24 protein-coding genes are annotated in these 25,730 nt (G+C 72.2%); 12 read left to right on the top strand and 12 right to left on the bottom strand.

Translation table 11 applies throughout. From position 1 onward, the window contains the following. Nucleotides 1-117 precede the first annotated feature (117 nt). Entirely contained in the window at nt 118-615 is a 498-nt protein-coding gene (locus ACIQU3_RS11185) for a DUF2975 domain-containing protein (protein ID WP_403924517.1), read from the bottom strand. A gap of 39 nt (nt 616-654) precedes the next feature. Next, a complete protein-coding gene (locus tag ACIQU3_RS11180) occupies nt 655-1,629 on the bottom strand; it encodes a nucleoside hydrolase (protein ID WP_403735089.1) in 975 nt (324 codons plus the stop codon). A 157-nt stretch (nt 1,630-1,786) separates the two neighbouring features. Here ACIQU3_RS11180 and ACIQU3_RS11175 point away from each other — a divergent pair, with 157 nt between their 5' ends. Together ACIQU3_RS11175 and ACIQU3_RS11170 are read left to right on the top strand one after the other, a co-directional pair. Beyond that, nucleotides 1,787-2,026, top strand: coding sequence for a hypothetical protein (locus ACIQU3_RS11175; protein WP_403924514.1), 240 nt, complete (start codon nt 1,787-1,789; stop codon nt 2,024-2,026). A gap of 53 nt (nt 2,027-2,079) precedes the next feature. Next, nucleotides 2,080-2,625 (top strand): pyridoxamine 5'-phosphate oxidase family protein, encoded by a 546-nt coding sequence (locus ACIQU3_RS11170; protein WP_403924513.1) that lies wholly within the window; start codon nt 2,080-2,082, stop codon nt 2,623-2,625. 7 nt (nt 2,626-2,632) lie between these two features. Here the strand turns inward: ACIQU3_RS11170 and thrS are convergent, their stop codons facing one another. Then, the gene (gene thrS, locus ACIQU3_RS11165) at nt 2,633-3,853 is read right to left on the bottom strand and encodes a threonine--tRNA ligase (protein WP_403924510.1); all 1,221 of its coding nucleotides are present in this window, start codon (nt 3,851-3,853) and stop codon (nt 2,633-2,635) included. Between the two features lie 440 nt (nt 3,854-4,293). Here thrS and ACIQU3_RS11160 point away from each other — a divergent pair, with 440 nt between their 5' ends. Then, a complete protein-coding gene (locus ACIQU3_RS11160; protein ID WP_403924507.1) occupies nt 4,294-5,079 on the top strand; it encodes a hypothetical protein in 786 nt (261 codons plus the stop codon). A 39-nt stretch (nt 5,080-5,118) separates the two neighbouring features. Here ACIQU3_RS11160 and ACIQU3_RS11155 read toward each other — a convergent pair whose 3' ends face one another. Both ACIQU3_RS11155 and ACIQU3_RS11150 read right to left on the bottom strand, forming a co-directional pair. Then, nucleotides 5,119-5,910, bottom strand: a complete 792-nt coding sequence (locus ACIQU3_RS11155; protein WP_403924504.1) for a GAF and ANTAR domain-containing protein — start codon at nt 5,908-5,910, stop codon at nt 5,119-5,121. A gap of 463 nt (nt 5,911-6,373) precedes the next feature. Further along, nucleotides 6,374-7,717 carry a tetratricopeptide repeat protein gene (locus ACIQU3_RS11150; protein ID WP_403735112.1) on the bottom strand — a complete coding sequence of 448 codons (1,344 nt, stop codon included), beginning with the start codon at nt 7,715-7,717 and terminating at the stop codon, nt 6,374-6,376. Between the two features lie 128 nt (nt 7,718-7,845). On the opposite strand from ACIQU3_RS11150, the gene ACIQU3_RS11145 reads away from it, so the two are divergent. The 5 genes from ACIQU3_RS11145 (at nt 7,846) to ACIQU3_RS11125 (ending at nt 12,967) form a co-directional block, all read left to right on the top strand. Beyond that, nucleotides 7,846-8,040, top strand: a complete 195-nt coding sequence (locus ACIQU3_RS11145) for a hypothetical protein (RefSeq protein WP_403735115.1) — start codon at nt 7,846-7,848, stop codon at nt 8,038-8,040. 391 nt (nt 8,041-8,431) lie between these two features. Then, entirely contained in the window at nt 8,432-8,992 is a 561-nt protein-coding gene (locus tag ACIQU3_RS11140; RefSeq protein ID WP_403735118.1) for a hypothetical protein, read from the top strand. Between the two features lie 474 nt (nt 8,993-9,466). Next, a complete protein-coding gene (locus tag ACIQU3_RS11135) occupies nt 9,467-11,872 on the top strand; it encodes a glycoside hydrolase domain-containing protein (RefSeq protein WP_403735121.1) in 2,406 nt (801 codons plus the stop codon). Nucleotides 11,873-11,883: 11 nt separating this feature from the next. Beyond that, nucleotides 11,884-12,339 carry a hypothetical protein gene (locus ACIQU3_RS11130; RefSeq protein ID WP_403924501.1) on the top strand — a complete coding sequence of 152 codons (456 nt, stop codon included), beginning with the start codon at nt 11,884-11,886 and terminating at the stop codon, nt 12,337-12,339. Continuing rightward, nucleotides 12,317-12,967, top strand: a complete 651-nt coding sequence (locus tag ACIQU3_RS11125; RefSeq protein ID WP_403924498.1) for a hypothetical protein — start codon at nt 12,317-12,319, stop codon at nt 12,965-12,967. Before ACIQU3_RS11130 ends, ACIQU3_RS11125 begins: the two co-directional genes overlap by 23 nt. Before the next feature lie 378 nt (nt 12,968-13,345). Here ACIQU3_RS11125 and ACIQU3_RS11120 read toward each other — a convergent pair whose 3' ends face one another. The 6 genes from ACIQU3_RS11120 to ACIQU3_RS11095 all read right to left on the bottom strand — a co-directional run bounded on the left by ACIQU3_RS11120 (nt 13,346) and on the right by ACIQU3_RS11095 (nt 20,771). Then, nucleotides 13,346-13,777 (bottom strand): hypothetical protein, encoded by a 432-nt coding sequence (locus tag ACIQU3_RS11120; RefSeq protein WP_403735133.1) that lies wholly within the window; start codon nt 13,775-13,777, stop codon nt 13,346-13,348. A 199-nt stretch (nt 13,778-13,976) separates the two neighbouring features. Next, a complete protein-coding gene (locus ACIQU3_RS11115; RefSeq protein ID WP_403924712.1) occupies nt 13,977-15,392 on the bottom strand; it encodes an extracellular solute-binding protein in 1,416 nt (471 codons plus the stop codon). Nucleotides 15,393-15,457: 65 nt separating this feature from the next. Next, nucleotides 15,458-17,983, bottom strand: a complete 2,526-nt coding sequence (locus ACIQU3_RS11110) for a substrate-binding domain-containing protein (RefSeq protein WP_403924495.1) — start codon at nt 17,981-17,983, stop codon at nt 15,458-15,460. Between the two features lie 3 nt (nt 17,984-17,986). Next, nucleotides 17,987-18,322 carry a hypothetical protein gene (locus tag ACIQU3_RS11105; protein ID WP_403735142.1) on the bottom strand — a complete coding sequence of 112 codons (336 nt, stop codon included), beginning with the start codon at nt 18,320-18,322 and terminating at the stop codon, nt 17,987-17,989. 182 nt (nt 18,323-18,504) lie between these two features. Beyond that, entirely contained in the window at nt 18,505-19,566 is a 1,062-nt protein-coding gene (locus ACIQU3_RS11100) for a hypothetical protein (protein ID WP_403735146.1), read from the bottom strand. A gap of 65 nt (nt 19,567-19,631) precedes the next feature. Next, the gene (locus ACIQU3_RS11095) at nt 19,632-20,771 is read right to left on the bottom strand and encodes a PP2C family protein-serine/threonine phosphatase (protein WP_403735301.1); all 1,140 of its coding nucleotides are present in this window, start codon (nt 20,769-20,771) and stop codon (nt 19,632-19,634) included. A gap of 222 nt (nt 20,772-20,993) precedes the next feature. Here ACIQU3_RS11095 and ACIQU3_RS11090 point away from each other — a divergent pair, with 222 nt between their 5' ends. Continuing rightward, nucleotides 20,994-21,434, top strand: coding sequence for a hypothetical protein (locus ACIQU3_RS11090; RefSeq protein ID WP_403735149.1), 441 nt, complete (start codon nt 20,994-20,996; stop codon nt 21,432-21,434). 140 nt (nt 21,435-21,574) lie between these two features. Then, a complete protein-coding gene (locus tag ACIQU3_RS11085; protein WP_403924492.1) occupies nt 21,575-22,543 on the top strand; it encodes a hypothetical protein in 969 nt (322 codons plus the stop codon). Here ACIQU3_RS11085 and ACIQU3_RS11080 read toward each other — a convergent pair. Then, nucleotides 22,440-23,789 (bottom strand): PLP-dependent aminotransferase family protein, encoded by a 1,350-nt coding sequence (locus ACIQU3_RS11080; protein ID WP_403924489.1) that lies wholly within the window; start codon nt 23,787-23,789, stop codon nt 22,440-22,442. The genes ACIQU3_RS11085 and ACIQU3_RS11080 overlap by 104 nt on opposite strands. Before the next feature lie 79 nt (nt 23,790-23,868). Between ACIQU3_RS11080 and ACIQU3_RS11075 the strand changes: the two genes are divergently transcribed. Next, on the top strand, nt 23,869-24,678 hold the full coding sequence (locus ACIQU3_RS11075) for an alpha/beta fold hydrolase (RefSeq protein WP_403924486.1): 810 nt from the start codon (nt 23,869-23,871) through the stop codon (nt 24,676-24,678). Nucleotides 24,679-24,721: 43 nt separating this feature from the next. Further along, nucleotides 24,722-25,723, top strand: a complete 1,002-nt coding sequence (locus ACIQU3_RS11070; protein ID WP_403924483.1) for an endonuclease/exonuclease/phosphatase family protein — start codon at nt 24,722-24,724, stop codon at nt 25,721-25,723. Nucleotides 25,724-25,730 lie beyond the last annotated feature (7 nt).

The raw sequence follows: 25,730 nt of genomic DNA, 5'->3' as shown, positions 1-25,730 counted from the left end.
AAGGACGCCCGAACCCATGAGGAACGGCCGAACCCGGTAGGCACACCCGAACCGAAGAGGGCCCGGTGCGCTGTCGTCCGGCGGCGACAGCACACCGGGCCCTGTCGTGCCCGGCGGTCAGACCACTGCCGCCATCTCGCTCTGCAGGCTCGTCGCCTTGCGCAGCAGGCTCCGCATGACCAGCATCAGCATCGCGAACGCCGCCCCCACGGCGACCGCGGCCGTCGCCGCGGCCAGGGCGCTCTCGACGTCCATGCCGTCGCCGGGGGAGGGGATCTCCGCCACGGCCAGATGCCCGGCGGCCCCGAGGGCCAGCGCGGTCGCCACCGCCGACGCCCCGATGACGACGTCGACCCACCGGAACGCCCGCGGCGTGAAGATCGCGTCGCGCTGCACCATCGTCAGCAGCATCCACACGGCGACGAGTGCGACCTGGACGCACACGACCCCGGCGATCGCCACGGCCGCGTACGGCGCGGCGAAGGGCTCGTAGGGCGGGAAGCGGTCGACCTCGTCGGCCGCCGTCGTCGGTATGACCACGATCTGCCCGAAGAGCCCCGCCAACACGGCGAAGGCGATACCGGCCCGGAGCGCGGCAATGAGAAAGCCATTCATTTATCGATTCTCGATCGGTACCGATCGACAGTCAATAGATCACGTTTCCACGGTCGCCAGATACAGCTTCACGTAGCGCTCCACGTCCACGTCCAGCCCCACGTCGACCAGCGGCTGTTCGCGCGTGCCCTCGTGCAGCTCCGACTCCCCGGGCCGGGGGCGGCGGTCCACGATCGTCATACCGCGTGTGGGTCCGGGCGCGAGGGAGACGTCCACCGGGAGGCGATGGGTCGTCAGGCCCTCCGGGTCGGCGACCGCGCACACCGCGCCGGCGTCACCGAGGCCGCCGGACGTCTCGGCCGGGTCGCCGGGGCGGCTGTCCGGACGGGCCGGGCGGTGTGAGAGCAGCTCCCCGGCCAGCCGCGCCCCCGGCTCCCCGCTCGTGCACAGCCTGCGCACGTCCGCCGCGGGGACCACGACCCGGTTGAACACGTCCAGCCCGTACATGGTGATCGGCACCCCGGCGGTGAGCAGGATCGCGGCCGCCTCCGGGTCGTGCCAGACGTTGAACTCCGCGACGGGCGTGGCGTTCCCGACGGCCGCCGCGCCGCCCATGAAGACGATCCGCTCGATGTTGCGGACCACTTCCGGATGCGTGCGCAGGAGCAGCGCGATGTTGGTGAGCGGTGCCGTCGGGACGAGGGTGACCGGGCGCGGTGAGGCGAGGATCTCGCGCCGCAGCAGCGTCACCGCGTCGACGTCGGCGGGCTCCCGGGACGGTTCCGGCAGCCCCAGGTCGCCCATGCCGTCGCGCCCGTGCACGTGCTGCGCCGAGCGGGGCGCCTCGATCAGCGGCCGCTCGGCGCCCCGGGCGACGGGAATGGGCGGAGCGCCCGCCTGCTCCAGCACGGTCAGGGTGTTGCGCACGACGCCGTCGACGTCCGTGTTCCCCGCCACGCAGGTGATCGCCCGCACGTCGAGCGCCGGGTGCCGTACCGCGAACAGCAGGGCGAGGGCGTCGTCGACACCGGTGTCGCAGTCGATGATCACCGGGGTGCGCTGGCCGTCCGTCACGGCGGGGACTCCTTCCAGTGGCTCCGCGGGAAAGCTCCGCAGCAGCGACCCTACGACCCCGGCCCCTCCCGGGCTCCGGCCCGCGTCACGACCGGCGTACCGCCGTGACGCCGAAGTCCGGCGTCACCTTCCGGCCGACCATGAGGACGCCGGGCCGGTGGCGCGCTTCCTCCCCGAGCGTGCCCGCGCGGTGCCCGGCATCCCGCTCCTGGTGTGCTGGGTCAACGTCCGGCCCGGCCTGGTGGCCCGGAAGGACGGCGTCACCGTGTCGGTGCTGGCTTTCGACATCGCGGGCGACCGGATCCGCAACGTCCGGGCCGTGCTCAACCCCGACGAGCTCCGCCCAGGACGGCACCCTGACCGGTGCCGCCCGCCACACGAACGGACGCGGCGATGATTCCGGCCCCGCCGGACGGTCGTTACGGGCAGGAGACGACGAAGGAGTCCGCCATGCCCGCACAGCAACCGACGACCGAGCTCGACGCCCGCTACAGCTCCGCGCTCACCCCCCGCCCGGGTGCCTCGGAGGTGACCGCCACCGGGTGGGACGAGGCCCAGGGGCGGCTGGCGGCCGCCGAGATCTTCTGGGTGTCCACGGTGCGGCCCGACGGCCGGCTGCACGTCACCCCCTGCATCGCCGCCTGGCACGACGGGGTGCTGTACTTCTCCACCGGCCGCACCGAGCAGAAGGCGAAGAACCTCGCACACGACGCGCACTGCGCGCTGACCACCGGCGCGAGCTCCCTCACCGACGGGCTCGACCTGGTGGTCGAGGGCACCGCCGAGCCGGTCGCCGACCGGGCGCTGCTGGAGGAGGTGATCACGGCGTACGAGACGAAGTACGGGCCGCACATCACCTCCCCCGAGGGGACGTTCCACGGCATCGGCGACGCGTTCCGCAGCGGCGAGGTGGTGGTGTTCGCGGTGGCCCCGGGCACGGCCTACGGCTTCGGCCGGGACAACGGCGTCTACAGCCACACACGGTGGACGTTCTGACCCCGTCCTACGGCTGGTCCCACAGTTCGCTACCGCGGGCCGCGACCCGGTCGCCGATCCGCCGCAGCAGCTCGGCGGCGGGCAGTGCGTCAAGCCGGCGGCCGTCCCGCAGGCGCGCCGCCACCAGGCCCGATACGGCCTCCCGCCCGCCGATCACCGCCTGGTACGGCACCAGCCGGGCCGCGCGGATCCGGGCGGCCAGGGTGCCCTGCCCGGGTCCGGCGACGTCGGCGCGCAGACCGAGTTCCCGGGCGCGTGCGGCCAGGGTGTCCGCGGCCTCGGCGTGTTCCTCCGCCACCGGCAGGACCGCCAGCTGCACCGGCGCCAGCCACGGCGGGAAGGCACCGCCGTGCTCCTCGACGAGGTGGGCGACCGCGCGCTCCACGCTGCCGATGACGCTGCGGTGCACCATGACCGGGCGGTGCTTCGCCCCGTCGGGGCCGATGTAGTGCAGGTCGAAGCGCTCGGGCTGGTGGAAGTCGATCTGCACGGTGGAGAGGGTGGCCTCCCGGCCGGCCGGGTCGGTGATCTGCACGTCGATCTTGGGGCCGTAGAACGCCGCTTCGCCCTCGGCCTCCTCGTACGCGATGCCGGAGCCGTCCAGGACCTCCCGCAGCAGGGCGGTGGCACGCCGCCACAGCTCCGGATCGGCCACGTACTTGCCGCCCTCCCCGGGCAGGGACAGCCGGTGGCGGGACGCGCGGATGCCCAGGTCCACGTAGGCGCGGCAGATCAGCTCCAGCGCGGCCCGCGCCTCCTGGACGGCCTGCTCCAGGGTGCAGAAGATGTGCGCGTCGTTGAGGGTGATGCCCCGGACCCGGGTCAGGCCGCCGAGGACACCGGACAGCTCCGAACGGTACATGCCGCCCAACTCGGCCATGCGCAGTGGTAGTTCGCGGTAACTGTGGGAGCGGGAGCGGTAGATCAGGGCGTGGTGGGGGCACAGGCTGGGGCGCAGCAGCACCTGCTCGGCGCCCAGGTCCATCGGCGGGAACATGTCGTCGCCGTAGTGGTCCCAGTGCCCGGAGATCTCGTACAGCTCGCGTTTGCCGAGGACCGGCGAGTACACATGCAGGTAGCCGGCCCGGCGTTCCGCGTCGCGGACGTACTCCTCCAGGGCGTGCCGCACGATCGCGCCGTCGGGCAGCCAGTACGGCAGCCCCGCGCCCATCAGCGGGTCGGTGTCGAACAGGTCCAGTTCACGGCCGAGTCGGCGGTGGTCGTGCATGGCGTGACTCCTCGCGGTGGGAAGGCGAGCACCACGCGACGAAGCCCCGGGGCACTCGCCCCGGGGCTTCGGACATCTGGGTCAGCTGTCAGCGCGCCGGGACACTCTCCGGCGTCGTCGTGGAGGACGGGAACGGCTGGACGCGCTGCATGGGCGCGACGGTAACAGGGCCGTGGGGGGCGGGGCGAGGGGATTCCGGCCGGGTCGCACAGGGCCGGCATCGAGGGCCGCCCCGCGGCACGGAGAGTGTCGACGTCCTGGGCGGCCCGCGGGACCCGATCCCCGGGGATCCGGCGGGGCCGGAGCTCCCGGTCCGCTCACCCGGACGGCCCGTATCGCTGGTGGCCGGGCGAGCGCGGTGGTGCCGTAGGAGCACGTACCCGATCTTGGAGAGCCGCCCCGTGCGCAGGCCCCTCCATGAGCCCGCAGGAGGCACCCCGATGACCCACCCCGCGGCCACCCGTGCCCTCCTGGCCTCCACGCTGTCGGCGACCGCCCTGCTGGTCACGGCCGGCTGCTCCGTCGGGGACGAGCCGCGTCCCCGGTGGTTCTCCGCCTCCGCGTCCGCCTCCGGCGCGTCCCCCGCCGTCGAGCAGCCGTCCGGTTCCGGAGCCGCCCTCACCGAGGCGCAGGCCCACGCCGCACTGGTCACCGAGGCCGATCTGGGAGAGCCGTGGGTGCCGTCCCGGGGCGCGCAGACCTGGCGGGACGGACTGCTCAAGGCGACCACGGAGAGTGGAGACTGCCAGCGGCTGCTGGACATCCTCTACACGGAGGAGCCCTTCGGCAGCCCCAAGGGCCCGCAGGCGACGTCCGCGCTCGACGACGGTGACACCGACGCCCAGTTGCGCTACCGGGTCGCCGCCCACCCCCCGGCGGACGTGGACCGCACGCTGGACTGGATGAAGTCACTGCCCGGCACGTGCGGTGAGTTCACGGCGGCGACCACCCGCGGCGGCATTCAGGGCGTGGAGGTCCGCGACCTGCCGCTGCCGCCGGTCGGGGACGCCCGGCAGGCCCTGCGGGTCATGCTGGCCGGCGAGTCGGAGGAGGGCGAACTCACCTACCTCACCATGGACATCGCCGCCGTCCGTGTCGGCCAGGAGGCGATCACCCTCACCAACGCGGGCCTGGGCGAGGTGTACGCGGAAGTCACCCAGCAGGCCGCGCAGCTCGGGGCGCAGCGCCTGGCGGAGATCAGGAAGCAGGGCAGGGCGCAGATCTGACACCCGGCTCCCGGCTCCCGGCTCCCGGCTCCCGGCAGGTCAGTACCGGTCGAACCGCGTGCGGTGGGCGATCACGTCGCGCGCCACCTCGAGGGCCGTGCGCCCGTGCGCGAACGCGTCCGCCCGCAACCGCGCGAGCGCGTCGTCCGCGGCCACGCCCAGCTGCGCCATGATCATGCCGACGGCCTGGTAGACCTCGTCGTGGTCGGTGGCCAGTCCGCTCAGCCAGTCCTCCCCGCCAGGAGTCCCGGGCTCGTCGCCGTGCGGCAGTGCCATCAGGGCCACGGTCATGACACCGGCCACGACGCGTGCCAGGTGCAGCTCGCGGTCGGTGAGCCCGCCCGGACGGTCGCGGTACAGGTCGAGGGTGCCCACGCACACCGGGCCGCTGCCCAGCGGCACCGCGTACACCGCCCGCACCCCGGCCTCCGTCGCCTGCTGGGCGAAGACCGGCCAACGGCCGGCGTCCCGGCCCGTGGTCAGATCACAGGCGAGTACGGGCGCTCCGTCCTCCAGAGCGCTCTGGCAGGGGCCGTCGCCCAGCGTCGCCTGGATCTGCGCCAGGTGCGCGGCCTGCTCGCTGCTCGCGCTCAGCTGCACGGGCATCCCCTCGCTGCGCAGCGACACACTCGCGCCGGTCACCGGCAGCAGTTCCACCGCCACCTCGCACAGCCGGCCCGGCACCTCTCCGGGCTCGGCGCCCCGCATGCCCCTGGCGATGGCGTCGGCGGCCCGCGCTCCGTCCGGGTCCGGGCCGTCACCCCCGGCGCGGCCAGGTCCCTGGTCGCCGTCGGGGGCGTCTGCGGGATCGTCCCTGGGCCGCACGACCACCGCCTCCTTCACTCACCCGCGGCTTGCACCGACACCGGTTTCCGGCCGGAGCACGACGGGGCCGGGCCACGTGCGCCCTGCGGGGCCGTGCTGCGGCCGGCCGCTCTCCTGCCGGGTGCCCGCCGCGCACCGGGCCGGGACCCTGGGAACCGTGCCCGACTACCCGTTGCGGATGGGGCGAAACACCTGCCCGGACGGCGTCGGCGCGGGGTACGGCCTCAACGTTTCCCGTACGGGTCGTATGGCTGTGGCATCCGCCGCGCGGAACCGGCTGCGAGGACCCGGTTCCTCACAGAGGGGGCTGTGCGGGCGCCGGTCCGAGGGTGGTGGTGCCGGGGCCCGGTTCCTCACAGAGGGGGCTGTGCGGGCGCCGGTCCGAGGGTGGTGGTGCCGGGGCCCGGTTCCTCACAGAGGGGGCTGTGCGGGAGCCGGTCCGAGGGTGGTGGTGCCGGGACCCGGTTCCTCACAGAGGGGGCTGTGCGGGAGCCGGTCCGAGGGTGGTGGTGCCGGGGGCCGTGCGGTGTCCGAGGCCCGTCCGGTACGCGTCCAGGGCGGCCTCCACCCGCCCGGTCCGCCGCAGCAGGTCGCCCAGCAGCCGGCACAGGTCGGCCAGGTCACCGGCGGCGCCGGCCCGCTCCAGCAGACTCAGGGCACGGACGTAGTGCTCCTCGGCGTCGTCGGTGCGGCGGGCGTCCTCGGCGATGATGCCGAGCAGCCGGTGCGCGGCGGCGGCGTGCACGGCTCCGCGCTCGGGGGACAACTGCCCGAGGACGTCGTGCAACAGGGCCGCCGCCTCCTCGGACCTGCCGCGCCGGTGGAGCACGTCGGCCAGTTCGACGGTGACCTGGCTGCTGTAGAGGGCGGCGCGCTGGGCCGAGAGCATGCCGAGGGCCTGCCGCAGTTCCTCCTCCGCGCGCTCCAGCCGGCCCTCCTGGGCGTAGACGTAACCGCGCATCCAGTGGCAGTTGGCCAGTTCGGTGCGGAGCTGCAGGCCTCGGTAGAGCTCGGCGGCCTTGGCCAGGGAGGCGTCGGCCTCGGCGAGGCGGCCCTCGGCGACCAGCGTGCGGGCGACGGACCGGTGCATGCGGGCGACCAGGGCGGGGTCGCCGGACTGCGGGGCGAGGGCCAGGGCGAACTCGGCGGCCTGGGCGGCACGTGCGTGGGCGCCCATGTCCATGTACGGGCCGATGGCGCTGGCGTAGAGCAGCAGCAAGGCATCCGGGTCGTGCAGTCCGCCGCGGTTGAGTTCGTCGAGGGTGGTCTCCAGCAGGTAGACGGCGTAACGGAGTTCACCGGCGAGGTAGTGGGCCACGGCCCGGCCGCGCAGGGCCGGGACCCGGGCCGGCAGGGGGGCGCCGGCCAGGCACTCCTCGGCCCGCTCGAAGTACTGCCGCCCGGCCACGAGCTCGCCGGTCTCCAGTGCGCACTCGCCGAGCCCGAGCAGGGCGGCGGACCGCTCGGCGGCCAGGGAGTGCGTCTCGGCCTCGACGAGCAGTTCGGCGTACTGCGCGGCCGCCGCCTCGGCGTCGCCGACGGCGAAGGTGCGCTGGGCCTCGGTCAGCCGCAGCCGCAGGCCGGTGACGAGCCGGGCCGAGCGTCCGCCGGCGAGCTCCTCGAAGGCGACGCCGAGCCGCTCCGCGAGATGCCGCAGGGCGTCGTCGGAGGGCCGTACCCGGCCCGACTCGAGGGTGGAGATGTAGGCGGGGGTGTACACGGGTTCCGCCAACTGCCTCTGCGTCAGGCCGCGTTCCACCCGCAACCGCTGCACCCGGCGGCCGATGGTCCCCGGATCGTCACGCTCCCCCACGCCAACTCCCCCTGTGGCTCTTGCCGTTCGCCCTGAACTGCCCCTAGGTTAAACGGAGTGTTAAGCAGGATTGTCGAACCTGCTTAATACGTTGCCGCCGTAGTCGCCGCCCCTGTTGCGAGGTCGCCGTGCTCGAACGCACACGCACCACCGAGCGGTACGCCCGAGGTCTGACGGCTGCGGTCGTCGCCGTCGCCACGCTCCTGCTGGCGGCGAACACGGGGTCGGCGAGAGCAGGGGAGAGCCGGCCCGAGCCGTCACTTCACAGCGACGTGAGCTACAGGGGCGGGAATCAGCCAACGGAACGATCACGCACTCCCTGATGTCTCACCCGTGCTTCACATGCGTCGCACCGGTCTCAGCTGCGCGGCTGCCCGGGTGACATGTCACCTCAGCGGCTTTCGAACGCCATGAAGCGTTCCAGCCATTCCTTCAGCTGATCGGGCTGCATGTCGGCTCTTCGGCTATGTTCGATTCCAATTGCGATTCTTAACGGGGCAGCACGACCAAACTGCCCCACCAGGCGACCGCCCCATGAGCGGGAGCCTCACCAGGGGGAAACATCGCTCATGCCTTGTCGCTGCCTTTCGTGCACACCGATGTGACCTGTGGTGGTCCCTCGCCGGTGCACCCATGCCCCATCCCCGGCGGAGCGTCGAAGATGACGCGTACGGTCCTGAATCAGCTCTCTTTCGAACAGGAGCACTTGACTTTATGCGCACACTGATACGTTTCATCGCCCCGGCAGCCGCACTTGTCTCCGTTCTCGCCGTCACCCCGCAAGCCATGGCCGATGACCACGGCCCCTCGGGCAGCGGCATGCGCGTCCCCGGGACCAGTGTCGAGTTCTCCGAGAACGGAGCCCGTGACGCGCGGACGCGTGCGATCGCGGCGGAGGACCCTGCCGCTGTCAGCGCCACCGCAACACTGTGCGGATCCGGGTACGAACTCGAGGCCGCCGAACAACTCCCGGACGCGCGCCGCTTCGGCACGCTGTTCACCTACACGAAATCCACGACCACCAGGTCGGGGGCCTGCGCGGTGTTCGACAACAACCTCGGCACGGCGAAGCACATGAAGCTGAAGCTGTGCCCGAACAAGACCGGCGTGGACTGCAAGGTGGACGAGGGGACCTACTCACAGTACGCAGGCCCGGTCAAAGGCGAGGGCAACCACGACTCCGGCTGGAACAATTGCTCCCGGGTGACCGCGATCATGTGGTCGAGCGGCGTCGCGATCATCGACCGGGTCAGGTACGTAGCCCCCTGCGACTGACCCTTCAGAGCGTCCGCGTACCGGCGCGCCATCTTTCACTGCCTCCGCATGGCGAGCGCTTCCCCGCTGCTCAGTCGGGATCCGAGTCGCCAACTCGCTGCGGCGCGGGGCCTGTCGGGGAGAGGCCGCCCCATCGACCGGGGACGGCCGTCCGGACAGCCCGTCCGCGGAACCCCCTCGTTCCCTGCCTCATCCGTGACGTCGGAGGCCAGGGGGACGAAGTCAACTGCGGGCACGACGCATGGGCCTCTGAACTCGCCCCGTCGGCCTTCGTATCGGTGCTCGCCTCGGGGCTTGCCGCCGGCCTGTGACCGGGCCGGCGAGCGGCCGCAACGCACCCGGCTCGGCACCTGAGTACCTCACGGCACTCGCACCCGCGGCGTGCGCGTGCTCGACAGGCAGGACGTCTCGTGCCATGAGCCGGCGTCGTCTGCCTCCGCGCCTCAACCCGTCAAGCAGTCCAGGAGATCCGGCATGGCCGACGAGAAAGTCCTCGAAGCGCAGAAGTGGGTCAACTCGACCTATGCGAGCGTGCCCGGTTACCAGAAGTGCCCTGAAGACGGCAAGGTCGGCTGGCCCACGATGTATGCCTTCATCATGGGGCTGCAGAAGGAACTGGGCATCAGCCCCGTCGTGGCGAACTTCGGCGACGGCACCGTTTCCAAACTCGCAGGGCTCGGCGAACTCAGAGGCGGCTGGGCGAAGAACAAAAACATAGTGAAGATCATCCGATACGGATTGTTCTGCAAGGGTTACACCGGCGGGTACTCCGACACCGGCTACTACGACCCGGACATCGAGCTCGCCGTCAAGAAGATGCAGAGCAACATGGGCCTCTCGCAGAGCGGCACCCTCGAGCCGAAGGTGTTCAAGGCGCTGCTCAACATGGACGCCTACGTACTCACCGCCGGCGGGTCGGAGGAGGTCCGCTCCATCCAGCAGTGGCTGAACGGGCGCTACTGGACGAGGAAGACGGTCGACATCGGCCCGGCCGACGGCCACTACTCCCGCAATGTCCAGCAGAATCTGATGAAGGCCCTCCAGCTGGAAATAGGCATCGCCGAAGCGGACGCCACCGGCAACTTCGGGGCCGGAACGCAAGCCGGCATCAGGTCCAAGGCCGGCGTCTCGGAGGGCTCGTCCGGAATCTTCGTCCAGCTGTTCTCCGCCGCGTGTGTCTTCAACCAGCCGATCGTCACCGTAAACGGAAACGGCGACACGGTTCAGACGAAGACGGTGTTCAAGACGTCATTCGACAGCAATCTGACGTCCTTCGTGACCACCTTCCAGCGGTTCTCCGAAATATCCGCCAACGGCCGTGGCGACTACGCGACATGGGCTCAGCTCCTCGTGTCGATGGGAGACCCGGACCGGCCGGTCACCGCCTCCGACACCGCTTACACCATCACGGCGTCACGTGCCAAGAGAATGTACAGCGACGGGTACCGATATGTCGGCAGGTACCTCAACGAGGCATCGGCCGGCGGCGGGTCGAAGATGCTTGAAGAAGGTGAACTTTCCAACATCTTCAATGGCGGGCTTCGGGTATTTCCGATCTTCCAGGACAACGGCAGGTCCCTGTCCGAGTACTACTGGGGGAACGGGTACGCCCACGCGAAGAAGGCCCACGACCAAGCCGTGCACTTCGGTTTCAACCGAGGGACGATCATCTACTTCGCCGTCGACTACGACGCCACCGATGCCGATATGCCGCACATCCTCGAGTACTTCCGAGGCGTCGCGTCCGGACTCGGGAGCAAGGGGAAGCGGTACGTGCACGGCGTATACGGATCTCGACACGTATGCGCCGAGGTCACCAAGGAGACCTACGCCCGCTACTCGTTCGTGTCCGGCATGTCCTGGGGCTTCTCAGGCAACCTCGGCTATCCCCTGCCGGCGAACTGGTCCTTCAATCAGATCAAGGAATACCAGGTCACCAACGGAACAGACACCTTCTGGCTCGACCGAGACGCTCACCGTATCGGTAGCGACCCCGGCCAGAGCAGCGTCAACAGGCCGTCGTCGCCCGCGGATGAATTCGTCAACTACATCAAGTCCCTCTATGACTTGGCCAAGGCATACGGCAAGGGCAACCCGAACCAGCTCGTCATGGAATACCTCCGTAGCGACGCGTACGACGACAACCAGTGGCGGGCTTTGATCGGGAAGGCGGACGCCGGATTCGTCTCATACGTGAACAGCCGCAACCTGAGCATCTGGCCGGAGTTCAAGGACCCGTTCACCGGTCAGCACCTCGGAATCGAGCACTTGATGGCCACGGCGAACGGCCAGTTCGTCAAACCCAACCCGGCGGGGAACATCAGCCTGGGTGACGTCGCCGGCTGGGGCGGCGACCTGATGACCCTGTACGGCGAATGGCGGCGGGACCACGACTCCTACGCCTCCGGCGCCACCTACATCAACGACAAGATGGGCAAGATCGGTGTCGCGTCCACCTTTGGATTCACCGACCTCGTCGAAGACGCCGACGGGTATCTCATCGCCCAAGCCGTGCGTGGCGGTAAGACCATCGTCGACGCGGTCCGTGATCACTACGTGGGCAGCGGCGGCCTCACCCGGTTCCGGGACTATATGAAACAGCGGTTCGGCGGCACCATCAGCGAAGCAGCCGCTCAGGCGAAGAAGATCCTCACGGACGAGCCCGCCAGCGGGGACGGGGTCATCCTGGTGGCCGGGCGCGCAAGCCTGATCCAGAAGTTCGGCGGCATACCCACCCTGATGCCGCACAACCTTCCAGGCGACCAGCTCAACGCGTGGTGCAACGCGTTCGGCAACAACCTCGCTCAGCACGCCTCCACGGAGACGCTCCGGCGAGCTCAGTACCAAGCCAACCAGAAGCGTCTTCTTGGAGCGAAGTAGCGTCAGGACGCATGGCACTCTTCGCGCTCTTCGGCCCGCCCGCGATCACGCTCCTCCTCTTCATCATCGGAGTGTTCCCCTACGCATGGTGGGTGACCCGGAAGAGGCCCTCGCGGACGGCCCGTCTGGCTGCGGTCGGGAGCGCGGCAGCTCTCGCCGCCTACGGTGCCGGAACCTTCTACGGTCTCGCCTACACACACCCACTCGACCTCTGTGCGACGAAGACCGCCAGTGGTGACTACGTGGACACCGGGCGGGACTACAGCCTGACGTCAGCGACCGTCCACCATTTCCCCCCATCCGTCACCTGCCATTGGAGCAGCGGACACAGCACCAACGACGTGTCGTTCTGGGCCACACCCCTGCTTTACGCGGGGCTGGCCTGCGCCATCGTCTGTTTCACCCTGCTATTCATCAACCGCTCTCAGCACAGAAGGGCCCTCCATGACAACGAGCTTGACGCGTAGACGGGTTCTCGGACTCGGGGCTGGGGCAGCAATAGCCGTCGCGAGTGCCGGCCCGGCACAGGCCGCCCCTACCACCGGCGAGCGTGCCTGGACCAAGCGCGAATCGGCAAACGGCTGGCCCCTCCTCGATCACGCCGGGAAGTTCCGGGTCGAAGGCACCAACGTCGACGTTTCCCTGGCGGGGGGAGACGTCGCAACCGTTCTTCTCTACGTTGCCCGCCGGTTCGCCTATGAAGTCGACATGCTTATGCCCGGTGACCTCCAGGGGCACACGACGGAGCGCAAGATCGGCTCAGCATTCGAGTCGAACTACTTGTCGGGAACGGCCATCGCGATCCGGCCCATGCACTACCCGCTGGGAGCTGATGTCAGGAACACCGGCATGAGCGAAGCCGAGCAGATCGTCGTCACGGACATCCTTGCCGACTGCGAAGGCGTCATCGCCTGGGGCGGGCATCTGAAGCCGGTGAAGCAGTCCCACTTCCAGCTCGCCGTCGAGCCCGGAGATCTTCGTCTCAGGAAACTTGCCGACCGCATCCGGGGATGGAACACGGCACCGGGCAGGGGCGCGGGAACGATCGATGCCTTCGCGCCGGCGAGGCGTCGCCGGGCAGCTCGATTCCAGTAGGTCAGGTGAACACCGGCGGTCCGTGCAAGGCCACGTGCCACAAGGTGGCCTGACTCCGCGAAAGGCCGGTTATCGTCCTCGAGGACGATACCCGGCCCCCCTTGTACGCGAGGTGGTACTCAGGGTGTTATTTCCACGCCTGGGAGATGGCCGAACTGTGCCACCGTGAACTCGATCAGCGGGATTTCCCGCGTGCGCGAGAATCGCGAACACAGCACCATGCGAAGTAGCACACTCCGAGAGCTCCTGCGGCCGCACCGGCACCGCACATCGCCGTCGCCCAGGTGGCCATGTCCCGGGTGATCCACAGCAGGCTCACGACGACCAGGGCCAGGGAGAGGAGGAGTCGTTCTCCGTGGCCCGGTCCGCTGCGGCCGGTCAGTCCCCGGTGGCCGTGCACTTGTACGTCACGCCCTTCATCCTGATGTCCCGCCATCCCGCCTTCACCGAAACATCGGTGGGTGCGACATCGGTTCCGCCACCGCCGCCGCTTTCCTTCTTCCGGCAGTAATAGCCGAGTGCGTCGAGCTTCTTGATGTCGCTCATCGCCTGATACTTCTTGTAGGAGGCGATCATGGCCGCCCGCTTTTCCGCGGGTGTGGCCTCCTTCGCCTTCGTATAGGCGTAGCACCCGACGCTCGCGCCGATCCCCACCCACGACGCGCCCTTGGCCAAGGCCTTGGTGAGGCCTGCCGCGCCGCTGCCGATCCCCAGGACCGCGCAGATCTCGTCCGCTCCGGCGCGCACCTGCGGCTGTGCCGGCGCCGCCTGTGCCGTCTGTGCGCCGACACCGCACAGCGCGCCGGTCACGGCGAAGGCGACGACAGAAGAAATTCCCTTGCTTCGTACGCTCACGAAGACCGTCCCCGATTTTGATGTGCATGCCGAACTGCATGGAGAACCACATGCCGAACTGCCTGATGAATTGCATGGTCAGTGCGAAATCGAGGCTACCCACGGGGAACGGACGGTCGCAATGGAGGAAGTGTGAACATCACCGGGAGGAAATTCAACCGGGCAAAACCTTTTTCAACGCCTCGTCAAGACTCTTCGCCACCTGTGCGTCCCGTGGTCGGGGCGCGCCGGTCGGGCGGGGGCCGCACAGGGCGTCGAGCTGGGTGATGAGGGTCTGTGTGACGGCTCCGTACAGCGGCGTACGGGGCCGTTGGACGGCCTCGCTCAGAGCCGGCAGCAGGACGTCACGGGAGTAGCTGACGCCGCCCGCGAGCAGGTCGGGTGCCTTCAGTTCGGCGCTCTCGCGCGTCGGGGACGCCGAGGCGCTCCCGGAGTACGCGGAGGCGTGCCGGCACTCCGGGGTGGTGCCGGGCGCCTGGTACGCGGAGGTGCGCGTGGCGGCGAACCCGGCTCGCAGCAGGCAGCGTTCACTGTCCGGGTCGGTCAGGAACGCGATCAGCTCGGCGGCCTTCGCGGCGCGCTGCTCGGAGGTGGAGGAGGTGACGGCCAGGTTCTGGCCCCCGAGCACGGCCTTGCCGGGCAGCCGGGTCACCCCGAGGTTCCCCTTGAGCGTCTCGTACAGGGCCGGGTAGACGTACGGCCAGTGCCGCAGGAACGTCGTGCGGCCCTCCGCGAAGGCGCTGAGCGATTCGGCCTCGCGTGACCCGGAGGCCTCCCCGAGCAGGTACGGCGACGCCGTGCGCTCCCGCAGTTCGGTCACGCCGGCCGTCAACTGCTCCTCGTCGGCGGCGTACCGGCCCTCCTCGTCGGTCAGCGCGAAGTCCGGGACGGCCGAGGCGAACGCCTCGATCGCGTTGACCGTGCGTCCCTCGTAGGCGGCGAGCTGTGTGGTCCAGCCGTCCTTGTACCCCCGGGGCTTCGGCCTGTCGTTGACGGTGTCGATGAGGTCGCGGAGGTCGTCCCAGGTCACGCCGCCGCTCAGGTCGGTGCGGGAGGTGCCGATGCTGCGCAGGTGGTCCTTGCGGTAGTACAGCAGACCCACGTCGCTGTTGAAGGGCACCGCGTACCGCTCACCGTCCCAGAACGACGTGCGGTCGACGGACGGGATGATGTCGCCGGGAGACCTCACCGCCCCGCCGGTCAGCGGGCGGATCAGCCCGGCGGCGGCGAACTCCGGGATCCAGGTCACGTCCAGGTTCACCACGTCGTACTCGGCGCCGCCCGACTGGAGCGCACCGAGCAGCTGGCTGCGCTGCTGGTCCGCCGAGCCGGGCAGCTCCACCAGGCGGGCCCGGTAGCCCTGTTCGCCCTCCTTGGCGTTCCAGGCGTCGATGAGCTGCTGGCGGATGCCGTTCTTGCCGGTGACGTCCTGGCCGCTGGCCACCACGATCCGGGGCGGCTCGGCGCCCTGCGGCTGCTGCCGGCCCACGTCCCCGGCGGTGCAGGAGGTGAGCGCGAGAAGCGACGACAGCGACAGTGCAGCAGCCGTCAGACGTACGGCGGCCCGCATGCGGACCCCGGCCGTCACACGTATCGCGGCTTTCCCGCGCACCGCGGCTGTCAGGCGGCGGGCCATCATTCCACCCCCGATCCGGTGCGGGCGACCTCGTCCAGCAGGGCGGGCACCAGGTCGTCCCCGACATCCAGGCAGCGGCCCCGGCCGGCCGCGGCGATGCGGGTGGCGGGACGGCCCCGGTCACAGCCCGAGTTGCGCAGGGACACCATGACGACCGGGGCCCCCGCGTCGCCGCCGGCCCGGTCGAGGACCTCATCCAGTGCCTTGCCCGTCAGGCGGCCGTCGTCCTCGCCGTCGGTGAGGTACACGATCAGCTGCGGCTGCTCGTCGCCCGTGCCGCGCTCCCGCATGAACGCCAGCGCGTCCAGCAGCGCCCCGTGCGGATCGGCCTCGGCGTCCCGCACCTCGGCGCGGTCCAGGGCGCGTTCGGCGTCGGGGCGCTCGTGCGTGCCGAAGTCCAGCAGCTCGGTGTGGGTGCGGCCGCCGGTGCCGTGCACCGCCCACACCCCGTACTCGTCCTCCCCGCCGAGCCCGGGCAGGGTCTGCTTCAGGATGCCGGGGCCGCCACTGGAACCGTCCCAGCGCCCGGCCATCGAGCCGGAGCTGTCGAGGAGGAACAGGACCCGGCCGGGACCGTGTGCGCTGCCGTGGCGTTCCAGGGTCAGGTCCATCTCCGAGGGGTCGGCGGCCTTGGCCGGACGGACCGACCCGGCGAGGCCCGCGGGTGGTTCCTGGGCGGCGAGCAGGCCGCGCTCACCGGTCGCCGACCGGAAGCCGTGCTCGCCGAGCACCGCCCGGCCGCCGTCGCCCGTCAGCCAGGCGCGGAAACGGTCCACGGCGTCGTCCCGCGCGTCGGCGTCCCGGTCGCCGTCCTCCCAGCGCACCCGCACGAACGCCGGCTCCAGACCGGGCACGTCGTCGGGGTAGGCGGCGACGCGCGGGACGCGGGTGACCGGGTGGCAGCCGATGCCGCTCTTCAGCAGGAACTCCGGTACCAGCGCCGCGCCGTGGCGGTCCACGGCGTCGTCGGCGGGCAGCGCGCACAGCAGCCGCGCGGCCGAGGACTCGGGCCGTCCGGCTCGGGCGAGGCGCCGCTCGGCGGCGCGCGCGTCGGCGTCCTCGCCGTACAGGCCCATCGTGGCCAGCAGCGCCGCGTCGGTCAGTTCCGGCGCGGGGCGGTGCAGTTCGGCCTTCCCGTCGACCCGTTCGAGGTCGGTGCGCAGCTGGGACAGCGACCGCCCGGTGGGTTCGAGGCCCGCGCCCAGTGCCTTCGGTACGGCCAGCACGACCGGCGAGTAGGCGATCGGCTCGGCCTCCGCCTCCAACCGGGCGAAGAGGCGGTCCTCCCGCGCCGCCGCCAGGTTGACCCGGTCGAGGTCGGCGCGGGTGGCGGGGATCCACACGTCCGGCTGCGGGCCGATGTCCCGCTGCGGGTTGTCGTCCTCGCGCGGCTGCTGCCAGGCGTCGGTCCGCTTGCCGAGCGCGGTCACGACAGCCGCGGAACCCGCGCTGTTGACGGTGACGCCGCTGCGCCGGCAGCCGTCGCCGGTGGTGTTGGCGTCCGAGGTGACGTAGGCGTCCGCCGCCGCCCGCACCGGCGGCTCCAGGTCGGGGTCGGTGAGGACGCGCAGTTCCAGGGGCGGTGCGCAGGGGCCGTGCTCGCCGGTCAGGGCCAGGATGCCGTAGCCGCCGGCGCCGGTGGCGAGCAGGGCGAGCAGCGCCGCCAGCGTCGTACGGCCGGACCCGGCGACGGTCTTCCGGGCGCGGGCGAGCAGGGCCCGCAGCCTGCGCGGCCAGGAGACGCCCGGGGGAGGAGGCGGGAGCACCGAGGGGCCCGCGGCCAGCAGCACGTCCGCCTCCGGGTCCCAAGGGGGAGCCAGGGCCTGCGGCCGCTGCGGATCGTCGTCCTCCGCCTTGTACCTCGCCGCGGCCATCCGCTCCTTGACCGCGGCGTACAGCCGGGACAGCCACACGTCACCGCCCTCGTCGAGGACGCGGGTGAGTTCGCGGGTGAACGGTGTCGCCGCGTCGGCGTCCCCGCCCAGGATGCAGCGGTTGGGCTGGACGCTCATCAGCAGCTGGATCTTGTGCTTCTTGCGCTTCGGATCGTCGAGGTGGTGCCAGATTCCGGCGGCGTTGCCCGCGTAGCAGCAGTCGAGGATCACCACCACCCGCTCGGCGTGGCTCTCGGCGAGCTCGCCCAGCACCTCGCTGAAACGTACCGAGCCGGGCAGCCCGTGGCCCATGAGCACCCGCGCGGTGCGCATCTGCAGGTGCAGCTCGCTGCCGGAGGTGGAGGTGACGGCGTGCCCGGCGAAGTAGAGCAGCAGCAGCCCTCTGGCCTCGCGGCAGGCGCGGCGCAGCGCCCCCGTGAAGTCGTCCGGGGTCGGTGAGGCGAGGGCCCTCACCTCACCCGCGCCGAACACGCCGCCCCGGTGCAGCGCGTCCTCCAGGGACGTCCGGTTGTGCCGCACGGCCGGGAGCTGACCGTTCACTCCCTGGGGGTCCGGGGCGACATGGTCGTACTCGGACACACCGGCCAGCAGCGCCCTGTTCGCCTTGCCGCGCGGGTCGAAGCGGCTCACCGCCTACTCCCCGTCGGAATCCAGCGGGCGGATCTGCGGCTCGGGGTCGCCGCCCTGCAACCTGCGGCGGTTGTTCGTCCAGGTCTTCACCGCGCGGGCGGTGTACTCGGTGAGCGCCGCGACGGTGACGACGTCACCCAGGATCTCCAGCACCAGGTCGAGGTCGGGCCCGAGCCGTCCCGGGGGCCCGTCGGTGCCGGGCCTGGCCTCGATGCGCAGCTGCCGCCGGGAGACCAGGTCCTCCAGGGGTTCGTCGCGCTTCAGCCACGTCTGCAGGGCTCTGACATCGTCCATGGTCGCGCCGGCGCCCAGCCGTACGCGCACGCCTAAGACAGCCACTTCGTCCCCCTCTGTCATGTCCGACATCATGACATCGGGTCAGGCTCCGGCGGCAGACCCGTGACGTGACCGGCGCGGGCGATCGCACACCCCTTTCACGCCACGCGCACACGGCACACGCGGTTGAGGGGTCCGTGCGCGACGAGCGTCCGGGGCGCGGCCCCTCCCGGCGCCAGGGCCCCTCAGCCCTGGGTCTGCAACTGCCGCATCTGCCGCTGCACATGGTCCAGCGCCCCCTCGCGGCGCCCGGGCACCCGCTCGCGCAACGCGGCGAGCGCGGCGCCCAGTTCGCGGGCGGGGGCGGGGTCGCGGACCTGCCCCCACTGGTGGTGCGCCCGGTCGGCGGCGGCCTCGACGGCGGGGGCGTCCGGCGCCTGCCCGGCGTTCAGGCGGGCGGTGGCGACGGCCAGCCAGGTGCGGCAGCTGCGGGCGGCGTCCCCGGCGAACATCGCCAGGTCGGCCCGTACCTCGGCCCAGTGCAGGGCCTCCTCGGACGCGGGGCCGTGCGCGGCGACGGCGGACTGCTCGTGCCGGGCGGCGAGCGCGTCGGCGTCGGTGTGCCGGCCGGACTGGACGGCGGCGGTGATGGCGGCGTGCGGGTCCCCGCCCGGGGGACCGGGCGGGCTCAGCACCAGGTCGGTGCCCGCGCTCTCCGGCGCGATCCGGGTCAGGGCCTGCTGGTGCAACTGCTCGACCGGCGGCCGGAATCCGCTGCGCAGGATCGTCGCGACGGCCTTCATGTACGCCGGCTGCGCGACGCCCCGTCGGGACGGCGGGGGCGCGATGCGACCGTGAACGGCGTTGCCGCGGCCCGAGTCCAGCGGGGTGGCGCGCAGCAGTTGCCAGGTCTCGGTGTCGGCGTGCAGGTCGAGCAGGAGGGTTGTGGCGCCGGCGGGCCTGAGGCGCAGCTCTTCCCGGAACCAGTGCCAGGGGAATGCGGTGTAGCGGACGGTGGCGGGGGTGGTGCGGGCCAGGGCGAGGTGGGGCAGGCGCTGGCGGCGGTCGAGCTGGAGCTGACCGGTGACGTACACGGTGAGGGGTCCGGGGGCCGCGGCGGCGGCGCGCAGCCGGGTCAGGACGGCCTGCGGTTCCAGCGGGTCGGCGAGTTCGACGACGTTCGCGGTGTCGGTGCCGGACAGCACGGCGGGCGGTACGGCGGCGAGGACGGGGAGCACGGAGGCGGCGTCCACCAGGCGCCCCCTGCCCACCGGCGAGGCCGCCAGCAGCAGCACGGTTCCGGGCATGGCCCCACCCCCTGTGTCGATCACGTACGTCAGCACGGTAACCGCTGCGGCTGCAAAGGTGGGCCTCAGGACCGCAAACGTCCGCCTTCCGGGGCTTCGCGCCCCGTTCTCCTGCGGAGGGCGAAGACGGTCGTGTCGTCGGCGAGGCTCCCGCCGCCGTGCCGCAGGGTGCCGTCGCGTACGAAGGCGGCCAGGCGGGCCGGTTCGGCGGTGCCGGGGTCCTCGGCGACGGCCCGGGCCACCTCGTCGGCGAGCGGGTAGAACGCCCCGGTGCCGTCCCGGGCCTCGGTCACCCCGTCCGTCACCAGCAGCAGTGTCTCGTCGGCGGCGACCCGCCACCGCCGCGCTCGCGGATGCCCGGCTCCGAGATCTCCGAAGCCGAGCGGCAGCCCCGGCGCGGCCGCCAGGGTGCGCACTCCGCCGGGCCCGACGGCGAGCGGCGGCTCGTGCCCGAACAGCATCACGTCCACCGCCTCCCTCTGGTCGTCGGGGAAGGCGAGGAGTACGGCGGTGGCGAACCGGTCGCCGTCCGAGCGGCCCAGGGCGACGGTGTGCCCGCGGTGCCGGATCATCCGCGTCTCCAGCCGTTCGGCGACCGTCGTCAGGGCCGCCTCGTGGTAAGCGGCCTCACGGAACGTGCCGAGCAGCGCGGCCGCCGCCTCGACCGCGCCCAGGCCCTTGCCCTGCACGTCGCCGACCAGGACCCGGGTGCCGTGCGGGCCGGGCTGGATGTCGTAGAAGTCGCCGCCGACGCGGGCGTGGGCGTCGGCGGTGAGGTAGACGCCGGCGTGGTCGAGGCCGCCCCAGCCGGGCGGCAGCGGGCGCAGCACGGTACGGCGGACGGTGTCGGTGACGTCGCTCATGTGCAGCGCGCGGTTCTCGTCGCGCACCCGGACCGCGCAGGCCAGGGTGGCGAGGATGCCGCCGAGGGCGACGAGGACGAAGTCGGCGCGGCCGGCCCGGTATTCGTGCGGCCAGGAGCTGTCGGCGACGACGTATGTCACCAGGGAGAGGACCGCGAAGAGGGCTGTGCCCCACACCCCGCAGATCGAGGCGGCGATGGCCGGGACCAGCACGATCCAGGAGATCATCCGGAATTCGCCGATGGTGTGGTAATCAGCCACCGCGATGGCGACGAGCAGCAGCAGCGGCGGGATCCAGGCCACGCTGCGGCCCCGCACCCGCAGCAGCTCCTGCCGCCGCACGGCGTCGGGGCGACCGGCCCGGGCGTGCCGGACGAGGGGACCGGGCCGGACGTGCGGACGGTGCCGGACGTGCGGGCCGTGCTCCCCGAGGTGGCGGCTCACGGCCCCAGCGAAACACGGGGCCGCACCGGCCGCATCCCGTTCGCGACGCTCGCCGACTTGCCAGGGGCTGTCCCCAGGTGTGCCCTGGTTCCAGGGGCAGGGACAGAGAGGAGAGCTGTCATGGCTCATGCGGCACCCGCCTCACGCAGGATGACCATGCCCGGCCGGAGGCCGGACGTCTTCGGCCCGCGCGTCCACGTCGCCGTGAAGGTCGGCCTGCCCGTGGTGCTCGGGCTCACCTACGGCTACTGGGCCGCCGCCATCCGGCGCGACGCCGGGCCCATCACCGGCTGGAACCTGCTGTTCGGTTTCCTCACGGCGCTCGTGTTCGCCGCGGTGTTCGCCGCGGTGTGCGCGCTGGCCCCGCTGCTGCCCCGCGAGCTGCACGCGTTGTGCTGGTTCGTCTTCGCGGGCGGTGCGACCGGTTTCCTGTACAGCCAGTCCGGTGCATCCGTGATCAGCTCCAGCGGCCTGGGGCTGGCGGTGGGGGCGGCAGTCCTCGTGATGGTGTTCTACCGCTACTACACGCACGAGGACGCCCAGGGCCGGCGCATCGGCTGAGGGACACCCGTTCGGGCGAGCCCGGCCGCGGGCCCGGTCAGCCACTCGTCGCAGGTGGAGCGCGCCGCTGCACGGCAGGCGGGCGGCCGGACGGTGGCCCAGCGCTCGCGGACCGGGCCCCGGGGCCGTTGCCTGGAAGGGTGTCCGAGCACGACCGGGCGCCCGGAGCCGGGAAGGCGCCCCCACGATCACGGAACGCCCTGTCGGCCGTTCTGCTGGTTCTCGCGTGTCTGCTCGTGCCGGCCGGCGCGCTCGCGTCCTGGGCGGCCCACGGCCTGACCGACACCGGCCGCTACGTCCGGACGATGGCGCCGCTCGCCGACGACCCCGACGTGCGGATCGCGATCGCGGACGCCGTCGGCGACGGCGTCCTGCGGGAGGCCGGGCGCCGGGCGGACAGCGGCCCACGGCCCGCCGCGATCGAGCCCTTCGTGCACGACGCGGCACGTTCCTTCACCCGCACCGAGACCTGTCGCACGGCCTGGGACGCGGCGAACCGGGCCTTCCACGAGGCGGTGCTGCGCGCCCTGCGCGACCAGGGCACCCGCGGAGCCCCGGTCACCGTCGACCCCGCCCCCGTCATCGCCCGGGTCAAGCGCCAACTCTCCGACGACCATGTGCCGTTCGCCCACCGCATCCCGGTCACGCACACGCGGATCCCGGTGCTGCCGGCCGACGACACCGACCGACTGCGCAAGGGGTATCACGTGCTGGACACCGCCGCCTTCTGGCTGCCGCTCGCCGCCGCCGTCCTCGCGGTCGCCGGGATCACCGTCGCCGCATGCCGCCGCAGGGCGCTCACCGCCCTCGGCCTGGGCACGGCCCTGGGGGGCGTGCTGCTGGTCCTCGCCGTCGCGATCGGCCGACGTCTGACCCTCGCCGACCTGCCCGACGCCCTGCACCGCCCGGCCGCGGGCGCCGTCTACGACGCCCTGACGGCCACCCTGCGCACGGTGTCCTGGCTGCTGTGCGTGCTGGGCCTGGCGGTGGCGGCCGGTGCCTGGGTCACGGGCCGGTTCGGTCCCCGGCTCGCCGCGCGGCGACGTGCGCGAGGGTCCGCAGTGCCCGGCGCAGATCCGGTTCCGGAGCCGACGCGAGCCCGAGCCTGACGGCGTCGGGTGTGTGCCCGGGGGCGACGGCGAAGGCGGGGCCGGGCGTGACGGCGATGCCGTGCGCCGCGGCGGCGGCCGTGAAGGTGTCCGCGCGCCATGGGGCGGGCAACTGCCACCAGGCGAAGGAGGACGCCGGGTCGGACCGTACGGCGAAGCCGGCGAGTTCCTCGGCGAGGATCCGCTGCCGCCGTGCCGCGTCCACCCGCTTGGCCGCCACCAGCCGGGCCACCGTCCCCTCCGCGGCCCACCGCACGGCCGCCTCCAGCGCGAACCGCCCCGCGCTCCAGCCGCCCGAGCGCACGGCGTCGGCCACGGCGGCGACCCGGTGCGGCGGTACGATCAGGAACCCGGCGGTGAGCCCCGGAGCGACCCGCTTGGAGAGCCCGTCGACGACGTGGGTGAGGGCCGGGGCGTGCACGGCGAGCGGGTCACCGGGCTCCTGGAGGAAGGACCAGATGCGGTCCTCCACGACCGGCAGATCCAGGTCGTGGACCAGCTGGGCGAGTTGCAGCAGCCGCGGCCGGCTCGTCGTCAGGGACGTCGGGTTGTGAAGGGTCGGCTGCACGTAGAGGGCGGACAGCGGCGCCGTGCGGTGCGCGGCGGCGACGGCCTCCGGGAGCACCCCGGCCGGATCCCCGGCCAGCGGCACCAGGGTGATGCCGAGCCGTGCCGCGATCTCCTTGACCAGCGGATACGTCAGCTGCTCCACCCCCACCCGGCCGCCCGGCCGGACCAGTGAGGCCAGGACGGCGGCGATGGCCTGCCGGGCGTTGCCGGTGAACAGCAGCCGCTCCGGTGCGGGCCGCCAGCCGGGGGTGGTGAGCAGGCCGGCCGCCGCCTCCCGCGCGGCCCGGGTGCCGGTGGCGGCCGCCGGTAACAGCGCCTCGGCCAGCACGTCGGGACGCAGCAGCGGCGCGAGGACGGGGGCGAGCAGCTCCGGCTGGCCGGGCGCGGCGGGGTAGTTGAGTTCGAGGTTGACGGGTGCGGCTCCGGGGGGCCCGGGTTCGACGAGCGCCTGCCCCGCCGGTCCGGCCGGTGCGGCCCGTACGAAGGTCCCGCGCCCCACTTCCCCGACGACCAGTCCGCGCCGCACGAGTTCGCCGTAGACCCGCCCGGCCGTCGACGGGGCGATGCCCCGCCGCCGGGCGAACGCCCGCTGCGGAGGCAGCCGCTGGCCCGGCCGGAGCCGTCCGGTGGCGATGTCGTCGGCGATGCGGTCGGCGATGCGCCGGTAGTCACTCATCGGCCGGTCTCCCCCTTGGATTGCACCGAGAGCAAAGATCTTATTGCACTGAGTAGTTGGGCGGCCTAGGGTCGACGCCATGGCACCCTTCCTCGCTTATGAGGACAAAGGCCCCGATACCGGTCGGGTTCCCCTGGTCCTCGTCCACGGCCACCCTTTCGACCGCACGATGTGGGCTCCCCAGCTCGACCGGTTCCCGGGTACCCGCCGTGTCGTCGCCCCCGACCTGCGCGGCTACGGGGCCTCCCCGACGACCCCCGGCGTGCAGGACTTCTCCGGGTTCGCCCGGGACGTCGAGGCCCTGCTGGACGAGCTGAAGGTGGAGTCATTCGTGCTGGCGGGCCTGTCGATGGGCGGGCAGATCGTCATGGACTGCTACCGCCTGTTCCCCGAGCGCGTGCGCGGCCTGGTCCTCGCGGACACCTTCCCGTCGGCGGAGACCCCCGAGGGCGTGCGCACCCGCGACGCCATGGCGGACCGCCTCCTCGCCGAAGGCATGGGCGGCTACGCCGACGAGGTCCTGGAGCGGATGGTCGCCCCGTACGCGTCCGCCGAGGTCAAGGCGCACGTCCACGGCATGATGACCGCGACCGCCCCCGAGGGCGCCGCCGCGGCCCTGCGCGCCCGGGCCCGCCGCCCCGACTACACCGCCCTGCTGCCGCAGGTCTCCGTCCCGGCCCTGGTCGTCGTGGGAGCCGACGACACCTTCACACCGGTCTCCGACGCCCGGGCGATGCACGCGGCGCTCCCGGACGCGGAGCTGCGCGTCATCGAGGGGGCGGCGCATCTGCCGAACCTGGAACGCCCGGAGGTGTTCGACCGGGCCCTGGAGGAGTTCCTGGGCCGGGTCGACGCCCGGCGACCCTCCACCGTCCCGCCCCGTCTTTGAGGGAGGATGCGGGCACCCCATCCCGCGAACGGAAGGCCGGGCCTTGGACACCGCCGCTGCCGAGTGGACCACCGGGGACGACGGGCAGGAGCACCGCCCGTCCGGACGGCGGTCCGGTGCCGGATGCGCCGGCCTGCTGTTCGCCGCGGTGAGCGTGGTCGTCGGCTTCCGGGTCGCCGACAGCGACGGCATGACCCCCGTCCCGCAGCTGCTCGCCTTCCTCCCCTGGCTGCTCGTCCCCACCGCCGCGGGCCTGCTGCTCACCCTGCTGTCCCGCTGGTGGACCGGAACGGTCTGGGGCGTGCTCCTGCTCGGCCTGCTGGCCTGGTACATCGAGCCGTACGGCAAGGTCGGGGACCCCGTGGGCCGCCCGGTCGCCGACCTCCGCGTCCTCACCTCCAACGTGGAGTTCGGCCAGGGCACCGGCTCCCTCGTCACCGCCGTACGCCGGGAGAGACCGGACGTGGTCTTCGTGTCGGAGTGCGACTACGCGTGCGACGCGCTGCTGAAGCGGGACCTCGCCCGGGACTACCCGCACCGCCGGGCCGTGGAGGGCGGCGGCTCCGAGGGCTCCGTCATCCTCAGCCGCTTCCCGCTGCGGCCCACCGAGGGCGTGCGCGGCACGATGGGCATGCCCGGGGCGGTCGCCGACGTCGACGGGCACGCCGTACGGCTCCAGCTCGCCCACCCGATGCCGCCGCTGCCCGGGCAGGTGGACCTCTGGCGCCGGGAGCTGGGCGCCGTGCGCGAGGCGGCGACCGCCGACCCGGGCACTCCCCTCGTCCTGGCCGGCGACTTCAACGCCTCGCAGGACCACGCCGCGTTCCGCCGCATCCTCGACACCGGCCTGAGCGACGCCTCCCGCACGGACGGCGCCGACCGCACCGTCACCTGGCCGGCCCGGACGGCACCCACCTTCGGCGCGCAGATCGACCACGTCCTTCTCTCGCGGGACTTCGGCGCCCGCCGCACCCGCGTCCTCGACCTGGCCGACACCGACCACCGGGCGGTCGTCACAGACCTCACGCTGCACGAGCGCCGCTGACCCCGGC

The sequence above is a fragment of the Streptomyces sp. NPDC101110 genome (assembly GCF_044759525.1).
GTDB lineage: Bacteria > Actinomycetota > Actinomycetes > Streptomycetales > Streptomycetaceae > Streptomyces.
The sequence above is the reverse complement of the archived record's forward strand: the minus strand, read 5'-3'. Positions and strand labels throughout refer to the sequence as shown.

Bases quoted from the DNA above. Each gene is read 5' to 3' on its own strand.
- ACIQU3_RS11185 (WP_403924517.1), bottom strand. From the start codon at position 615: ATGAATGGCTTTCTCATTGCCGCGCTCCGGGCCGGTATCGCCTTCGCC.
- ACIQU3_RS11170 (WP_403924513.1), top strand. From the start codon at position 2,080: ATGCCCGCACAGCAACCGACGACCGAGCTCGACGCCCGCTACAGCTCC.
- thrS (WP_403924510.1), bottom strand. From the start codon at position 3,853: ATGCACGACCACCGCCGACTCGGCCGTGAACTGGACCTGTTCGACACC.
- ACIQU3_RS11160 (WP_403924507.1), top strand. From the start codon at position 4,294: ATGACCCACCCCGCGGCCACCCGTGCCCTCCTGGCCTCCACGCTGTCG.
- ACIQU3_RS11140 (WP_403735118.1), top strand. From the start codon at position 8,432: ATGCGCACACTGATACGTTTCATCGCCCCGGCAGCCGCACTTGTCTCC.
- ACIQU3_RS11135 (WP_403735121.1), top strand. From the start codon at position 9,467: ATGGCCGACGAGAAAGTCCTCGAAGCGCAGAAGTGGGTCAACTCGACC.
- ACIQU3_RS11130 (WP_403924501.1), top strand. From the start codon at position 11,884: ATGGCACTCTTCGCGCTCTTCGGCCCGCCCGCGATCACGCTCCTCCTC.
- ACIQU3_RS11125 (WP_403924498.1), top strand. From the start codon at position 12,317: ATGACAACGAGCTTGACGCGTAGACGGGTTCTCGGACTCGGGGCTGGG.
- ACIQU3_RS11115 (WP_403924712.1), bottom strand. From the start codon at position 15,392: ATGCGGGCCGCCGTACGTCTGACGGCTGCTGCACTGTCGCTGTCGTCG.
- ACIQU3_RS11100 (WP_403735146.1), bottom strand. From the start codon at position 19,566: ATGCCCGGAACCGTGCTGCTGCTGGCGGCCTCGCCGGTGGGCAGGGGG.
- ACIQU3_RS11090 (WP_403735149.1), top strand. From the start codon at position 20,994: ATGGCTCATGCGGCACCCGCCTCACGCAGGATGACCATGCCCGGCCGG.
- ACIQU3_RS11080 (WP_403924489.1), bottom strand. From the start codon at position 23,789: ATGAGTGACTACCGGCGCATCGCCGACCGCATCGCCGACGACATCGCC.
- ACIQU3_RS11075 (WP_403924486.1), top strand. From the start codon at position 23,869: ATGGCACCCTTCCTCGCTTATGAGGACAAAGGCCCCGATACCGGTCGG.